Consider the following 14,868-nt stretch of genomic DNA (forward strand, 5'->3'; position numbering starts at 1 on the left):
TGCTGTCTCGAGAAATACATAAGTCCCCTGTGGGAGCGGGCTTGCTCGCGAAGGCGGTGGGTCAGTTTGCATCAATGTTGAATGTGAAACTGCATTCGCGAGCAAGCCCGCTCCCACATTGGATTTAGGGTGGTTGTTAAATCGCAGGCAAACAAAAACGCCCGGCATAGCCGGGCGTTTTGTATTGACTTGATTAGCGAGCGCGGTAGGTGATGCGCCCTTTGCTCAAGTCATAGGGCGTCAGCTCGACGCGCACTTTGTCGCCGGTAAGAATACGGATGTAGTTCTTGCGCATCTTGCCGGAGATATGCGCGGTTACGACGTGCCCATTTTCCAACTCCACACGAAACATGGTGTTGGGCAGGGTGTCGACGACAGTGCCTTCCATTTCGAAGCTGTCTTCTTTCGACATGCAGTAAAGCCCTCGGTGTCCAATGAATGGCCCGGTGCAACTGCGCCAGGCAAAAGCGGCGTGCATTGTGCCCGAAAAATGGGGTTTAAGCCAAGGGGTTAGTGTCCTGTCTCACAAATACGTTCCTCTTTTGGCGAGTGGCTGTTGTCGTCAGGCAAGGCGCCGCGACGAGTCATAGCCCGCTATGGCAAGGAGCGGCAACGCAGCATGATGACAACAGACGCCGTCAAAAAGGAACAGTATTTGCGAGACAGGGCACTAGCTCAGGATGACCCAACGTTGATTAATCAGCAGTTCGATAGGGCGATATTGGGTCTTGTAGCTCATTTTTTTGCAGTTTTTGATCCAGTAGCCGAGATAGACCGCTTCCAGCCCCAGGCGTCGGGCTTCGCCGATTTGCCAGAGAATCGCGTAACGCCCCAGGCTGCGACGCTCCTCGCCGGGCTCGTAGAAGGTGTAGACCGCCGACAAACCGTTGGGCAGCAAGTCAGTGACGGCCACTGCCAGCAGTCGGCCTTCGAGACGGAATTCGTAGAAGCGCGAGAACGGCAGGTCGCGCACCAGGAAGGTCGAAAACTGGTCGCGGCTCGGCGGATACATATCGCCATCGGCGTGACGTTGTTCGATGTAGCGCTGATAGAGGTCGAAATACTCTTCGCTGAACTTTGGTCTAGCCGGACGCACCTGTAAGTCGGCATTGCGTTTGACGATGCGTTTCTGCTGACGGTTGGGGGTAAATTGCGCCACAGGAATGCGCGCCGGTACGCACGCATTGCAATGCTGGCAATGGGGCCGGTAGAGATGATCGCCACTGCGACGAAAACCCATTTCCGACAGGTCTGCATAGACATGCACATCCATGGGCTGGCTAGGGTCGAGGAACAGCGTGGTGGCCTGCTCCTCGGGCAGATAACTGCAAGAGTGGGGCTGAGTGGCATAGAACTTCAAACGCGCCAACTCGGTCATGATCAACCCTCGGGATAAGCTTTTGATTAGGGGGCGCTCTCAATTCGTTTCCCCGCATTAAGTGTAAGCCACGCGCGCAAAAGTCGCTCAGCAAACCCAGTTGGCGCGGCCCGGTTGATCCAGGTGTCGTGCAAGGTAGCCAGCAAATTCGCGGCGAGGAATCGCTCGGGCACCCAAACTGTGCAGATGATCGGTAGGCATCTGGCAATCGATCAGCACAAAACCTGAGTCTTTCAGGTGTCGCACCAAGGTGGCGAAGCCATATTTGGAGGCGTTGTCGGCGCGGCTGAACATCGACTCGCCGAAAAACAATTGCCCCATAGCCAGGCCGTAGAGCCCGCCGACCAGCACGCCATCGTCCCAGACCTCCACCGAGTGGGCATAGCCACGCCTGTGCAGTTCGACGTAGGCGTCCTGCATCTCTTGGGTGATCCAGGTGCCGTCAGCGTATTCGCGCGGTGCGGCGCAGGCGCGGATGACCGCGGCAAAATCCCGATCGAAGGTCACTTGGTAGCGCTGTTGGCGCAGCAGTTTGTTCAAGCTACGGGAGACATGCAGTTCGTCGGGAAACAGAACCGTGCGCGGATCTGGCGACCACCAGAGAATCGGCTGGCCCTCCGAGAACCACGGAAAGCACCCGTGACGATAGGCTTGAATCAGGCGATCGGCGGACAGATCGCCGCCCGCAGCCAGCAGCCCATTGGGGTCGCGCATGGCTTTTTCCAGCGGCGGGAAGGTCAGGGTGTTGCGTTGTAACCAAGTCAGCATGGCATCCGGGCTTGCAGAAGGGGAGGGCGGTAGCGGGCCGTTGAGCCCGCCTTGAAGGAGGTTAACCGTCAAACGGTGGGGATGTCATCGAGATACTTCTCGGCATCCAGCGCGGCCATGCAGCCGGCCCCGGCGGACGTCACCGCCTGGCGGTAAATATGATCGGCCACGTCACCGGCGGCGAACACGCCTGCAATGTCCGTGGCGGTGGCATCACCTTCGCTGCCGCCCTTGATCAGCAGATAACCGTCGCGCATTTTCAGCTGGCCCTGGAACAGGTCGGTATTGGGCTTGTGGCCGATGGCGATGAATACGCCGGCCAGCGGCAAGTCATTGGTTTCGCCCGTATGGCTGTGCCGCAGGCGGGCACCGGTCACGCCGCTGGCATCGCCCAATACTTCGTCCAGATTCTGGTTCCAGTGCAGGCGGATATTGCCGTTGGCGGCTTTTTCGAAGAGCTTGTCCTGGAGGATCTTCTCCGAGCGCAATTTGTCGCGACGGTGAATCAAATGAACTTCCTTGGCGATATTCGACAGGTACAGCGCTTCTTCCACGGCCGTGTTACCTCCGCCGACCACCGCGACCACCTGGTTGCGGTAAAAGAAGCCATCGCAGGTGGCGCAGGCCGAAACTCCTTTGCCGGCAAAGGCTTCTTCCGATGGCAGCCCCAGGTATTGGGCCGAAGCGCCGGTGGCGATAATCAGCGCATCGCAGGTGTAGGTGCCGCTGTCGCCGATGAGCTCGAACGGGCGCTGTTGCAACTTGGCCGTATGGATGTGGTCGTAAACGATCTCTGTGTCGAAGCGTTCGGCGTGTTTTTGCATGCGTTCCATCAGTACCGGGCCGGTCAGGCCTTCGACGTCGCCGGGCCAGTTGTCGACTTCGACGGTGGTGGTCAGCTGGCCACCTGCCTGTATGCCGGTGATGACAACGGGTTTGAGGTTGGCGCGAGCGGCATAAACGGCTGCGCTGTAACCGGCGGGCCCGGAACCCAGAATGATCAGGCGGGAATGCTTCGCTTCAGTCATAAAAACACCTCATAAGCCTTTGTCACAAAAGAGAATGCATGCTCAAATTGGACCGCGCGTACTGTGCTGTTGGCTATGCTGCACCCAAGGGTCTCAAGCATGGCATCGGGTGAACAAACCCGTACAATGCTCGCTTGTAACAGTGTTTGTATCAAAAAAGCGGTGCGTGCCGTATTTCGAAAAACCGGGGCGCAGTGTTAAAAGTAGTCCCAGTTGCGCCTGTTAACTTTTTTACCTGCCTGGATTGGGCAGTTTTTATAGTCATTCAACAGATGGACGCGCCATGGGCGCAGGAAAAGAAGCGTTTTGAAGAAATCCACCGCAGCACCTAAAACAGTCGTCCCGCTCTGGCGCCAGCAATTGCACTACCGGCTCAAGGAAGGTGCATTGATCGCCATCGGCGCCTTGTGCCTGTTCCTGATGATGGCTTTGTTGACTTATGGCAAAGACGATCCGGGCTGGAGCCATAACAGCAAGATCGACGATGTGCAGAACTTCGGCGGGCCGGCCGGCTCTTACAGCGCCGACATCCTGTTCATGGTCCTGGGTTACTTCGCCTACATTTTCCCGTTGCTGCTGGCGATCAAGGCGTATCAGATCTTCCGCCAGCGCCATGAGCCGTGGCAGTGGAGCGGCTGGTTGTTCTCCTGGCGCCTGATCGGCCTGGTATTCCTGGTGCTGTCGGGTGCAGCGCTGGCCCACATCCATTTCCATGCGGCGACCGGTCTGCCGGCCGGCGCGGGCGGCGCTTTGGGTGAAAGCCTCGGCGATCTGGCCCGGAACGCGCTGAACATCCAGGGCAGCACGTTGTTGTTCATCGCGCTGTTCCTGTTCGGCCTGACGGTGTTCACCGACCTGTCGTGGTTCAAGGTGATGGACGTCACCGGCAAGATCACCCTTGATCTGTTCGAACTGTTTCAGGGCGCGGCCAATCGCTGGTGGGCGGCCCGTGTCGAACGCAAGCAACTGGTCGCCCAGCTGCGTGAAGTCGACGATCGCGTGCATGACGTGGTCGCGCCGACTGTCACCGACAAGCGCGAGCAGGCCAAGGTCAAGGAGCGCCTGATCGAGCGTGAGCAAGCCCTGAGCAAGCACATGTCCGAGCGCGAGAAGCAGGTACCTCCGGTGATTGCCCCGGCTCCGCCCAAACCGGCAGCTCCCAGCAAGCGCGTGGAAAAAGAGAAACAGGCGCCGTTGTTCGTCGACAGCGCCGTGGAAGGCACCTTGCCACCGATCTCGATTCTCGACCCGGCGGAAAAGAAACAACTCAATTATTCGCCCGAATCCCTGGCGGCCGTCGGCCACTTGCTGGAAATCAAGCTCAAGGAATTCGGCGTCGAAGTTTCGGTGGATTCGATTCACCCGGGCCCGGTGATTACCCGTTACGAAATCCAGCCAGCGGCCGGCGTCAAAGTCAGCCGCATCTCCAACCTGGCGAAAGACCTGGCCCGTTCCCTGGCTGTGACCAGTGTGCGTGTCGTGGAAGTGATCCCGGGCAAGACCACGGTCGGTATCGAGATCCCTAACGAAGACCGGCAGATCGTGCGGTTCTCCGAGGTCTTGTCGACCCCCGAGTACGATAACTTCAAGTCCCCGGTCACCCTGGCCCTGGGTCATGACATCGGCGGCAAGCCGGTCATCACCGACCTGGCGAAAATGCCGCACTTGCTGGTGGCCGGTACGACCGGTTCCGGTAAGTCGGTGGGCGTGAACGCGATGATCCTGTCGATTCTGTTCAAGTCTGGCCCGGAAGACGCCAAGCTGATCATGATTGACCCGAAAATGCTTGAGCTGTCGATCTACGAAGGCATTCCGCACCTGCTGTGCCCGGTGGTCACCGACATGAAGGACGCCGCCAACGCCTTGCGCTGGAGCGTCGCCGAGATGGAACGACGCTACAAGCTGATGGCGAAGATGGGCGTGCGTAACCTCTCGGGCTTCAACGCCAAGGTCAAGGAAGCCCAGGACGCCGGCGAGCCGTTGAGCGATCCGCTGTACAAGCGCGAAAGCATCCACGACGAGGCACCCCTGCTGCAAAAACTGCCGACCATCGTCGTGGTCGTCGACGAATTCGCCGACATGATGATGATCGTCGGCAAGAAGGTTGAAGAGCTGATCGCCCGTATCGCCCAGAAGGCCCGTGCGGCGGGTATCCACTTGATTCTCGCGACCCAGCGTCCGTCGGTGGACGTGATCACCGGTCTGATCAAGGCGAACATTCCGACCCGAATGGCGTTCCAGGTATCGAGCAAGATCGATTCGCGGACCATCATCGACCAGGGCGGCGCCGAACAATTGCTGGGCCACGGTGATATGTTGTACATGCCGCCGGGCACCAGTCTGCCGATTCGTGTTCACGGCGCGTTCGTGTCCGATGACGAGGTTCACCGGGTGGTTGAAGCCTGGAAACTGCGCGGCGCGCCGGAATACAACGATGACATCCTCGCTGGTGTCGAAGAGCCCGGTAGCGGCTTTGAAAACGGCGGCGGTGGCGGTGACGATGATGCTGAAACCGATGCGCTCTACGACGAAGCGGTGCAGTTCGTACTGGAAAGCCGGCGCGCGTCCATCTCCGCGGTTCAGCGCAAGCTGAAAATCGGCTACAACCGCGCGGCGCGCATGATCGAAGCCATGGAAATGGCCGGGGTCGTGACATCCATGAACACCAACGGTTCGCGTGAAGTCCTGGCCCCTGGCCCGGTGCGCGACTGATCCGGTTTTGAAAGGGGCGGTGTCTTGAGGCGCCGCCCGCACTCCCACGAATGTTTATGAGGATTCCCATGCGTCTTATCCGCATGTTGCTGCTGCCGGTACTGGCTTTGACCACGCTCTCGGCCCACGCCGATGATAAGGACGTGGCGCGTCTGACTCAACTGCTGGAAAAATCCCAGACCCTGACCGCGCGTTTCTCCCAGCTGACTCTTGATGGCAGCGGCACCCAGTTGCAGGAAACCGCCGGTCAAATGTCCTTGCAGCGCCCGGGCCTGTTCTACTGGCACACCGATGCGCCGCAAGAGCAACTGATGGTGTCCGACGGCAAGAAGGTTTCCCTGTGGGACCCGGACCTGGAGCAGGTCACCATCAAGACCCTCGACCAGCGCCTGACCCAGACTCCGGCCCTGTTGTTGTCCGGTGACGTGTCCAAGATCAGCCAGAGCTTCGACATCAGCGCCAAAGAGGCTGGCGGCGTGATCGACTTCACCCTGAAGCCGAAAACCAAAGACACCCTGTTCGACAGCCTGCGTCTGTCGTTCCGCAACGGTCTGGTCAATGACATGCAACTGATTGATAGCGTCGGTCAGCGCACCAATATCCTGTTCACCGGCGTGAAGGCCAACGAGCCGATTCCGGCGTCCAAGTTCAAGTTCGACATCCCCAAGGGTGCCGACGTGATCCAGGAATAAATAGCAGAACCTGTGGGAGCGGGCTTGCTCGCGAATGCGGTGTGTCAGACAACATTGATGGCGACTGATACACCGCATTCGCGAGCAAGCCCGCTCCCACAGGGATTGCGGTGTTAGTGCTTTGACTGATCGGCATCAGGACCCAGTGAGGTTTCATAAGTAGTGATGGACCTGTTTCGCAGCGCCCCGATTGCTCAGCCCTTGGCCGCACGCCTGCGCGCGACCAATCTGGACGAGTACGTCGGTCAGGAACACCTGCTCGCTCGCGGCAAGCCTTTGCGCGAAGCCCTGGAGCAGGGTGCCCTGCATTCGATGATTTTCTGGGGGCCGCCGGGGGTGGGTAAAACCACCTTGGCGCGGCTGCTCGCAGAAGTCTCCGATGCGCATTTCGAAACGGTTTCGGCGGTGCTGGCCGGCGTGAAGGAAATCCGCCAGGCGGTGGAAGTCGCCAAGCAGCAGGCCGGGCAATACGGTAAACGCACCATCCTGTTTGTCGACGAAGTACATCGCTTCAACAAATCCCAGCAGGATGCGTTCCTGCCGTACGTTGAAGACGGCACGCTGATTTTCATCGGCGCGACCACCGAAAACCCCTCATTCGAACTCAATAACGCGCTCTTGTCCCGGGCGCGTGTCTATGTGCTCAAAAGCCTCGACGAAGCGGCCCTGCGCAAATTGGTGCATCGCGCTTTGACCGAAGAGCGTGGGCTGGGCAAGCGGCAACTGACCCTCAGCGATGAAGGTTTCCAGATGCTGTTGTCCGCCGCCGATGGCGATGGCCGGCGTCTGCTCAACCTGCTGGAAAACGCCTCGGACCTGGCCGAAGACAACAGCGAAATCGGCGTCGATCTGCTGCAAAGTCTGCTCGGTGACACTCGTCGGCGCTTTGACAAGGGCGGCGAAGCCTTCTACGACCAGATCTCCGCGCTGCATAAGTCGGTGCGCGGTTCCAATCCCGATGGCGCGCTGTACTGGTTCGCGCGGATGATCGACGGCGGTTGTGACCCGCTGTACCTGGCCCGGCGCGTGGTGCGCATGGCCAGCGAAGACATCGGCAACGCCGATCCTCGCGCCCTGAGCCTGTGCCTGGCGGCGTGGGAAGTGCAGGAGCGGCTCGGCAGCCCCGAAGGTGAGTTGGCAGTGGCCCAGGCCATTACGTATCTGGCCTGCGCGCCGAAAAGCAATGCGGTGTACATGGGCTTTAAAGCCGCGATACGCAGCGCCACCGAACACGGTTCGCTCGAAGTGCCGCTGCACTTGCGCAATGCGCCGACCAAGTTGATGAAGCAATTGGGTTATGGCGATGAATACCGTTATGCCCACGATGAACCGGATGCCTACGCCGCTGGCGAAGACTACTTCCCGGACGAGCTCGAACCGCAACGGTTTTATCAGCCCGTGCCCCGCGGCCTGGAACTGAAAATCGGCGAAAAGCTTAACCACCTCGCGCAGCTTGATCGTCTAAGCCCCCGGCAGCGGAGAAAATAGTGATTCCATTGATCGTTGCCGTTTCTGTCGGCGGTGTCGCCGGCACGCTATTGCGCTTCGCCACCGGTAACTGGATCAACGCGAATTGGCCGCGGCACTTCTATACCGCGACGCTGGCCGTTAATATCGTGGGCTGTTTGCTGATCGGCGTTCTATACGGTCTGTTTTTGATTCGCCCGGAGGTACCGTTTGCGGTGCGCGCCGGGTTGATGGTCGGCTTCCTCGGGGGGCTGACGACTTTTTCATCCTTTTCACTGGATACGGTGCGCCTGCTGGAAACCGGGCAAGTGCCGCTGGCCCTGGGCTATGCGGTCATCAGCGTATTCGGCGGGCTGCTCGCCACCTGGGCTGGCCTGTCCTTGACCAAACTTTGATAACGAGAAACCGACATGCTCGATTCCAAACTGTTACGTAGCAACCTTCAGGACGTAGCGGACCGCCTGGCATCCCGTGGCTTTGCCCTGGATGTTGCGCGCATCGAAGCGCTGGAAGAACAGCGCAAGACCGTCCAGACCCGCACCGAAGCTCTGCAGGCTGAACGTAACGCGCGCTCCAAATCCATCGGTCAGGCCAAGCAGCGCGGCGAAGACATCGCGCCATTGATGGCGGACGTCGAGCGCATGGCGGGTGAGTTGAGCGCCGGTAAAGTCGAGCTGGACGCGATTCAGACCGAGCTGGATTCGATCTTGTTGGGTATTCCGAACCTGCCGCACGAATCGGTGCCGGTCGGCGATGACGAAGAAGGCAACGTTGAAGTGCGCCGCTGGGGCACGCCTAAAGCTTTCGAGTTCCCGGTTCAGGATCACGTGGCCCTGGGCGAGAAGTTCGGCTGGCTGGACTTCGAAACCGCCGCCAAGCTGTCCGGCGCCCGTTTCGCCCTGCTGCGCGGCCCGATCGCCCGTCTGCACCGTGCGCTGGCACAGTTCATGATCAACCTGCACATTAACGAACACGGTTACGAAGAGGCTTACACCCCGTACCTGGTGCAGGCGCCTGCGTTGCAGGGCACCGGTCAGTTGCCGAAGTTCGAAGAAGACCTGTTCAAGATCAGCCGCGATGGCGAAGCCGATCTGTACCTGATCCCGACCGCTGAAGTGTCGCTGACCAACATCGTCGCTGGCGAGATCGTCGATTCGAAACTGCTGCCGATCAAGTTCGTGGCGCACACGCCGTGCTTCCGCAGCGAGGCCGGTGCATCGGGTCGCGACACTCGCGGCATGATCCGTCAGCACCAGTTCGACAAGGTCGAGATGGTGCAGATCGTTGAACCATCGACCTCGATGCAAGCGCTGGAAAACCTGACCGCCAACGCCGAAAAAGTCCTGCAGCTGCTGGAACTGCCGTATCGCACCCTGGCGCTGTGCACTGGCGACATGGGCTTCAGCGCGGTCAAGACCTACGACCTGGAAGTGTGGATTCCGAGCCAGGACAAATACCGCGAAATTTCGTCGTGCTCCAACTGCGGCGATTTCCAGGCCCGCCGCATGCAAGCGCGTTTCCGCAACCCGGAAACCGGCAAGCCTGAGCTGGTTCACACCCTGAACGGTTCCGGCCTGGCGGTCGGGCGTACCCTGGTGGCGGTGCTCGAGAACTACCAGCAGGCCGACGGTTCGATCCGTGTGCCTGAGGTGCTCAAGCCGTACATGGGTGGCCTTGAGGTCATCGGCTAAATGGACTATCTGCCGCTGTTTCATAACCTTCGCGGCAGTCGTGTATTGGTCGTCGGCGGAGGGGAGATTGCCTTGCGCAAATCCCGCCTGCTGGCCGAAGCCGGTGCGCTGCTGCGGGTGGTTGCACCGCAAATCGAACCGCAACTGCGCGAGCTGGTGGTCGGCAGCGGTGGCGAGTGTCTGGTGCGTGGCTACGTCGAGGCGGATCTGGACGGTTGCGGGCTGATCATCGCCGCCACCGACGACGAACCGCTGAACGCGCAAGTCTCCGCCGATGCTCATCGGCGTTGCGTGCCGGTCAACGTGGTGGACGCGCCGGCCCTGTGCAGCGTGATCTTCCCGGCGATCGTCGATCGTTCTCCGCTGATCATTGCAGTGTCCAGCGGCGGCGATGCGCCGGTGCTGGCGCGGTTGATTCGCGCCAAGCTGGAAACCTGGATTCCTTCCACCTACGGGCAACTGGCCGGTCTGGCGGCGCGTTTCCGCAATCAGGTCAAAGGCCTGTTTCCGGATGTGCAACAGCGCCGGGCGTTCTGGGAGGATGTATTCCAGGGCCCGATTGCCGACCGGCAACTGGCCGGGCAGGGCGCCGAGGCCGAGCGCTTGATGCTGGCGAAAATCAATGGCGAAGCGCCTGTCGCTACCGGCGAGGTTTATCTGGTGGGCGCCGGGCCGGGTGATCCCGACCTGTTGACCTTCCGCGCCTTGCGTCTGATGCAGCAAGCCGATGTGGTGCTGTATGACCGTCTGGTGGCGCCGGCGATTCTGGATTTGTGCCGTCGCGATGCCGAGCGGGTCTACGTCGGCAAGCGCCGCGCCGATCACGCCGTGCCTCAGGAACAGATCAACCAGCATCTGGTGGATCTGGCCAAGGCCGGCAAGCGCGTGGTGCGGTTGAAGGGCGGCGATCCGTTTATCTTCGGGCGCGGCGGTGAAGAGATCGAAGAACTGGCGGCCCATGGCATTCCGTTCCAGGTCGTCCCGGGCATCACCGCGGCCAGTGGTTGCGCGGCCTATGCCGGGATTCCACTGACTCACCGCGATTACGCGCAGTCGGTGCGGTTTGTCACCGGGCACCTTAAGGACGGTTCCACCGATTTGCCGTGGGCCGACCTGGTCGCGCCGGCGCAAACCCTGGTGTTTTACATGGGCCTGGTGGGCCTGCCGATCATCTGCGAGCAGTTGATCAAGCACGGTCGCGCGGCCGATACCCCGGCGGCGTTGATCCAGCAGGGCACCACGGTCAATCAGCGGGTATTTACCGGCACCCTGGCCGACCTTCCACGGCTGGTGGCGGAGCATGAAGTGCATGCGCCGACGCTGGTGATCGTCGGAGAAGTGGTGCAACTGCGCGAGAAACTGGCGTGGTTTGAGGGGGCTCAGGGGCAGGTCTGAACACCGAGTTGTTCCCTTCGCGAGCAAGCCCGCTCCCACATTAGACCGTGTTCAGCCACAGATTCATGGTCAGACACAGATCAAATGTGGGAGCGGGCTTGCTCGCGAAGAGGCCCTCAAAACCACCCCCATGCTCAGATCAGACCTCAGCTTTACGCCAAACACCTTTCCCCTTCAACCGCTCCCGATCATGAGCCGCAGTGAAATCCTGCGCAGGCCCCTTCGGCACGATCCCGGTCGGATTGATGGTCTTGTGGCTACCGTAGTAGTGATTCTTTATGTGCTCAAAACTCACCGTCTCGGCAATCCCCTGCCACTGATAAATCTCCCGTAGCCAGTTCGACAGGTTCGGATAATCGGCAATCCGTCGCAGGTTGCACTTGAAGTGTCCGAAGTACACCGCATCGAAACGAATCAGCGTAGTGAACAGCCGAATATCCGCTTCCGTCAGGTATTCGCCCGTAAGGTACCGATTTGCGCCCAGCAATTGCTCCAGCCGATCCAGTTCAGCAAATAACTCATCGAACGCTTCTTCATAAGCCTGCTGCGAGGTGGCAAACCCGGCGCGGTACACGCCGTTGTTCACCGCCGGATAAATCCGCTCGTTCATGGCGTCGATTTCGTTTCGCAAGGGTGCCGGGTAGAAATCCAGGTCATTGCCGGTCAAATCATCGAACGCGCTGTTGAACATGCGGATGATTTCCGCCGACTCATTGTTGACGATGCGATTCGTCTGTTTGTCCCAGAGCACCGGCACCGTGACGCGGCCGGTGTAGTCGGCGGCATCGGTGGTGTAGCGCTGGTGCATGAAATTGAAGTGATCGAGCTTGTCGCCGGTCGAGCCCAGGTTCTTGTCAAAGGTCCAGCCGTTTTCCAGCATCAACCAACTGACTACCGACACGTCGATCAGATTTTCGAGGCCTTTGAGTTTGCGCAGGATCAGCGTGCGATGGGCCCACGGGCAGGCGAGGGAGACGTAGAGATGATAGCGACCGGCCTCGGCGGCGAAACCACCGACGCCGGTCGGCCCTGGCTTGCCGTCGGCGGTCAGCCAGTTGCGACGTTGCGCCTGTTCGCGCTGGAACGTGCCGTCCTTGCTTTCATACCACTGATCTTGCCAGCGGCCTTCGACTAACAAACCCATGTTCAAAACTCCTCAACCGATAAGCGTTGGAGAGGAGTCTATGCGCATGGGTTCGAACAAAAAGCGCAAAGGTTGGGCGTTTATGATCGGTTAAATCGATCGATCCCGGGCATCCCAGTACTGCTGGGCGGTTTCGAATGCTTGCTCACGAGTCTGACCGAGGCCGCGCAACGCCAGGGCCATGGTCGAGATCAACGCCATTTGCGGGTAGCTATCAACCACGTCGCCACGCCACACCGCTTTCAAATGCTCGGGATCAAGGCTGGCCGGTTTGACGTGGCGCTGGGTCGACCGCTGCGGCCATTCTTCATCCCAGCTTTCGCCGCCAGTGGTGCCATACAGGTGACTGTCGGCGTCCGGGTTGATCTCGATTTCACCGCCGTCGCCCTTGATGACGATTGCGGTATCGCCCAGCAAACCGCTGGCATCGCGATGCACGGCCTGATAGCCAGGGTGGAAAATGCTTTGCAGACCGCAGTGAGCGCCCAACGGGTTGAGAATCCGCGCCAGGGAATGGATCGGCGAGCGCAGGCCCAAGGTGTTGCGCAAGTCGATCATCCGCTGAAGTTGCGGAGCCCAGTCCACCAATGGCATAAACGCCAGGCCGCCCTGATCGAGCGCAGCGTCGACCTGCTGCCAGTTGCGGCACAGTGGAATGTTCAGGGTCTCGAGCAGTTGTTCGCTGTACAGCCGACCGGCCGTGTGCGCGCCGCCGCCATGCATGAAGATGCGCACGCCGTTCTGCGCCAGGCACTTGGCCGCCAGCAGGTACCACGGCAAGTGGCGCTTCTTGCCGGCATACGTCGGCCAGTCCAGATCAACCGCCAGCGCTGGCGGACTCAGGCGTTCACGCAAGGCTTCGGTGAACCCGGCCATTTCCTCGGCGCTTTCTTCCTTGTGCCGCAACAGCATCAGGAAGGCGCCGAGTTGGGTGTCTTCGACCTTGTCGTCGAGCAACAGGCCCATGGCCTCGCGGGCCTCTTCACGAGTCAGGTTGCGGGCACCGCGTTTACCTTTGCCAAGAATCCGCACGAACTGGGCGAACGGATGCTCGGCGGGCGTTTCGAGGGTCAGTGCTGGATAGTCGGTCATAAGCAATTCGTCGGTTTGGGCAGGCCCGCCAGTTTCGCGGCGAGTTTGGCAGGGGTGCCTTTGAACAGTCGGTTCAGGTGCAGGCTGTTGCCCTTGTCGGGGCCGAGTTTCAATGCGGTGTACTTGATCAGCGGGCGGGTCGCCGGGGACAACTGGAATTCGTCGTAGAAACTGCGCAGCAGTTCGAGGATCTCCCAGTGTTCCGGGCTCAACTCGATGTCTTCGGCGGCGGCTAGGGCGGCGGCTACCTCGGCAGACCAGTCGCTCAGCTCGACCAGGAAACCGTCCTTGTCCAGTTCAATGGCGCGGGCGCCGACCGTCATGGATTTCATAGCCAACTGTTGACCTTGTCGTAGTGAATCGACAGTTCGACGAAAGCCGGGTAATCGATGGCCTTGGCCCAGTCCGGGACTTGCAGAGCCCGTGCTTGAGCATCTTCGGCCAGTACGAACAGTTTCAATTGGCGGGCGTGCAGCGCGCCGAACGGCGCAGTGCCTGGCTGCAAGGCATAGGCCGCGTCGCCACTGAGCAGCAGCGCATCGTCGGCGCCGATCACGCGCAGGCAACTGCTCAGACGCTCGTCGCCGAAAGGGGAATGAGACAACACATGCAAAGTCGACATCAGAGGGTGATCACCTGGTCGTAACGGTCAATAAGGGCGGTGATGTCCTGGGTGGTCAGCACCTGGGCTTCTTCAAGTGACAGGTTTTCGGGGTCCAGACCACGGGTCGCAGCGCTTTCACCACAGACGAACAGCTCTTCGACGCCGAACATCGGCAAGGCTTGCAGGTTGGCACTCAGGTCTTTCTGTTGCAGGGCTTTGGCGTTCTGTTCATTGGCGAGCTGGAACACGCCGTCATCGAGAAACAGCAGGCCGATCGGCAGATCGAAGGCACCGCCGGCCAGCACGATGTCCAGCGCTTCGCGCGCATTCGGCCCGGACCACGGCGCCTGACGGCTGATAATCAGCAGGGATTTAGCCATCTCACGTGCCTCCGAAACAGATCAAACGGTCAGCGTCCTGCACTGCGTCATGCAACTGGCCGAGGCCGGACAATTCCCACGGCGCACCCACCGCTACCGCTTCACGCTGATAGCGCTGGGCTTCTTCCTCGTTCAACACCCCACGGCGCAGGGCGGCGGCGATGCAGACCACGCCATCGAGTTGATGCTCAGTGACAAAGTTGCGCCATTGCTTGGGCAAGTCCTGCTCGTCCTGAGGCGTGACCACGCTGGCGGACGCGTTGTAGACGCCATCCTGATAGAAAAACAGCCGGACAATCTCATGCCCGCCGGCCAGCGCGGCCTGGGCGAACAGCAGGGCACGGCGCGAGGAGGGCGCATGGGCGGCGGAAAACAGCGCAATGGCGAATTTCATGATGGGCTCGATCAGCGAAACTGCGGCCATGATAAAGCTTTATCGGCGGGGCGGCGAAGGGCGTTTACTCGTAGACCGAGTCGCTGCCTTCGCGAGCAAGCCCGCTCCCACACTGGATTTATG

16 protein-coding genes are annotated in these 14,868 nt (G+C 60.2%); 6 read left to right on the forward strand and 10 right to left on the reverse strand.

The genetic code is table 11. The annotated features are described in order from the left end of the window. Positions 1-193 precede the first annotated feature (193 nt). The 4 genes from infA to trxB form a co-directional block, all read right to left on the reverse strand. A complete protein-coding gene (infA, locus tag PMI36_RS25030) occupies positions 194-412 on the reverse strand; it encodes a translation initiation factor IF-1 (protein WP_002553999.1) in 219 nt (72 codons plus the stop codon). 258 nt (positions 413-670) lie between these two features. Beyond that, positions 671-1,378 (reverse strand): arginyltransferase, encoded by a 708-nt coding sequence (locus PMI36_RS25025; protein WP_008068329.1) that lies wholly within the window; start codon positions 1,376-1,378, stop codon positions 671-673. A gap of 87 nt (positions 1,379-1,465) precedes the next feature. Continuing rightward, positions 1,466-2,146 carry a leucyl/phenylalanyl-tRNA--protein transferase gene (gene aat / locus PMI36_RS25020; protein WP_008068331.1) on the reverse strand — a complete coding sequence of 227 codons (681 nt, stop codon included), beginning with the start codon at positions 2,144-2,146 and terminating at the stop codon, positions 1,466-1,468. A 68-nt stretch (positions 2,147-2,214) separates the two neighbouring features. Further along, positions 2,215-3,174, reverse strand: a complete 960-nt coding sequence (gene trxB / locus PMI36_RS25015; protein ID WP_008068332.1) for a thioredoxin-disulfide reductase — start codon at positions 3,172-3,174, stop codon at positions 2,215-2,217. Between the two features lie 306 nt (positions 3,175-3,480). Here trxB and PMI36_RS25010 point away from each other — a divergent pair, with 306 nt between their 5' ends. From PMI36_RS25010 to cysG, 6 genes are all read left to right on the forward strand, one after another. Further along, complete coding sequence (locus tag PMI36_RS25010; RefSeq protein WP_032830114.1) at positions 3,481-5,886, forward strand: DNA translocase FtsK; 2,406 nt, start codon at positions 3,481-3,483, stop codon at positions 5,884-5,886. 68 nt (positions 5,887-5,954) lie between these two features. Further along, positions 5,955-6,578, forward strand: coding sequence for an outer membrane lipoprotein chaperone LolA (gene lolA / locus PMI36_RS25005; protein WP_007904916.1), 624 nt, complete (start codon positions 5,955-5,957; stop codon positions 6,576-6,578). 165 nt (positions 6,579-6,743) lie between these two features. Beyond that, a complete protein-coding gene (locus PMI36_RS25000) occupies positions 6,744-8,066 on the forward strand; it encodes a replication-associated recombination protein A (RefSeq protein WP_008068335.1) in 1,323 nt (440 codons plus the stop codon). Then, on the forward strand, positions 8,066-8,440 hold the full coding sequence (crcB, locus tag PMI36_RS24995; protein ID WP_008008558.1) for a fluoride efflux transporter CrcB: 375 nt from the start codon (positions 8,066-8,068) through the stop codon (positions 8,438-8,440). Before PMI36_RS25000 ends, crcB begins: the two co-directional genes overlap by 1 nt. A 15-nt stretch (positions 8,441-8,455) precedes the next feature. Further along, positions 8,456-9,736 carry a serine--tRNA ligase gene (serS, locus tag PMI36_RS24990; protein ID WP_008068337.1) on the forward strand — a complete coding sequence of 427 codons (1,281 nt, stop codon included), beginning with the start codon at positions 8,456-8,458 and terminating at the stop codon, positions 9,734-9,736. Further along, positions 9,737-11,131, forward strand: coding sequence for a siroheme synthase CysG (cysG, locus tag PMI36_RS24985; RefSeq protein WP_008068339.1), 1,395 nt, complete (start codon positions 9,737-9,739; stop codon positions 11,129-11,131). Positions 11,132-11,270: 139 nt separating this feature from the next. On the opposite strand, the gene PMI36_RS24980 is transcribed toward cysG, so the two are convergent. The 6 genes from PMI36_RS24980 to tusD form a co-directional block, all read right to left on the reverse strand. Then, positions 11,271-12,275, reverse strand: a complete 1,005-nt coding sequence (locus PMI36_RS24980; protein WP_008068341.1) for a glutathione S-transferase family protein — start codon at positions 12,273-12,275, stop codon at positions 11,271-11,273. 90 nt (positions 12,276-12,365) lie between these two features. Further along, positions 12,366-13,367, reverse strand: coding sequence for a glycosyl transferase family protein (locus PMI36_RS24975; protein WP_008068344.1), 1,002 nt, complete (start codon positions 13,365-13,367; stop codon positions 12,366-12,368). Beyond that, the gene (locus PMI36_RS24970; protein WP_007904907.1) at positions 13,364-13,699 is read right to left on the reverse strand and encodes a TusE/DsrC/DsvC family sulfur relay protein; all 336 of its coding nucleotides are present in this window, start codon (positions 13,697-13,699) and stop codon (positions 13,364-13,366) included. The genes PMI36_RS24975 and PMI36_RS24970 overlap by 4 nt, the downstream gene beginning before the upstream one ends. After that, complete coding sequence (gene tusB / locus PMI36_RS24965) at positions 13,696-13,989, reverse strand: sulfurtransferase complex subunit TusB (protein WP_008068346.1); 294 nt, start codon at positions 13,987-13,989, stop codon at positions 13,696-13,698. The genes PMI36_RS24970 and tusB overlap by 4 nt, the downstream gene beginning before the upstream one ends. After that, on the reverse strand, positions 13,989-14,351 hold the full coding sequence (gene tusC / locus PMI36_RS24960) for a sulfurtransferase complex subunit TusC (RefSeq protein WP_008068348.1): 363 nt from the start codon (positions 14,349-14,351) through the stop codon (positions 13,989-13,991). The genes tusB and tusC overlap by 1 nt, the downstream gene beginning before the upstream one ends. A 1-nt stretch (position 14,352) precedes the next feature. Then, on the reverse strand, positions 14,353-14,745 hold the full coding sequence (gene tusD, locus PMI36_RS24955; RefSeq protein WP_008068350.1) for a sulfurtransferase complex subunit TusD: 393 nt from the start codon (positions 14,743-14,745) through the stop codon (positions 14,353-14,355). Positions 14,746-14,868: the final 123 nt, after the last annotated feature.

Origin of the sequence: Pseudomonas sp. GM79, from assembly GCF_000282495.1 — a bacterium.
Taxonomy (GTDB): Bacteria; Pseudomonadota; Gammaproteobacteria; order Pseudomonadales; family Pseudomonadaceae; genus Aquipseudomonas.

Excerpts from the sequence above, each read along its gene's own strand:
- tusC (WP_008068348.1), bottom strand. The coding sequence starts at position 14,351 with ATGGCTAAATCCCTGCTGATTATCAGCCGTCAGGCGCCGTGGTCCGGG.
- PMI36_RS24980 (WP_008068341.1), bottom strand. The coding sequence starts at position 12,275 with ATGGGTTTGTTAGTCGAAGGCCGCTGGCAAGATCAGTGGTATGAAAGC.
- cysG (WP_008068339.1), top strand. The coding sequence starts at position 9,737 with ATGGACTATCTGCCGCTGTTTCATAACCTTCGCGGCAGTCGTGTATTG.
- PMI36_RS25000 (WP_008068335.1), top strand. The coding sequence starts at position 6,744 with ATGGACCTGTTTCGCAGCGCCCCGATTGCTCAGCCCTTGGCCGCACGC.
- PMI36_RS25025 (WP_008068329.1), bottom strand. The coding sequence starts at position 1,378 with ATGACCGAGTTGGCGCGTTTGAAGTTCTATGCCACTCAGCCCCACTCT.
- PMI36_RS24970 (WP_007904907.1), bottom strand. The coding sequence starts at position 13,699 with ATGAAATCCATGACGGTCGGCGCCCGCGCCATTGAACTGGACAAGGAC.
- tusD (WP_008068350.1), bottom strand. The coding sequence starts at position 14,745 with ATGAAATTCGCCATTGCGCTGTTTTCCGCCGCCCATGCGCCCTCCTCG.
- aat (WP_008068331.1), bottom strand. The coding sequence starts at position 2,146 with ATGCTGACTTGGTTACAACGCAACACCCTGACCTTCCCGCCGCTGGAA.
- PMI36_RS24975 (WP_008068344.1), bottom strand. The coding sequence starts at position 13,367 with ATGACCGACTATCCAGCACTGACCCTCGAAACGCCCGCCGAGCATCCG.
- tusB (WP_008068346.1), bottom strand. The coding sequence starts at position 13,989 with ATGTCGACTTTGCATGTGTTGTCTCATTCCCCTTTCGGCGACGAGCGT.
- infA (WP_002553999.1), bottom strand. The coding sequence starts at position 412 with ATGTCGAAAGAAGACAGCTTCGAAATGGAAGGCACTGTCGTCGACACC.
- trxB (WP_008068332.1), bottom strand. The coding sequence starts at position 3,174 with ATGACTGAAGCGAAGCATTCCCGCCTGATCATTCTGGGTTCCGGGCCC.
- lolA (WP_007904916.1), top strand. The coding sequence starts at position 5,955 with ATGCGTCTTATCCGCATGTTGCTGCTGCCGGTACTGGCTTTGACCACG.
- serS (WP_008068337.1), top strand. The coding sequence starts at position 8,456 with ATGCTCGATTCCAAACTGTTACGTAGCAACCTTCAGGACGTAGCGGAC.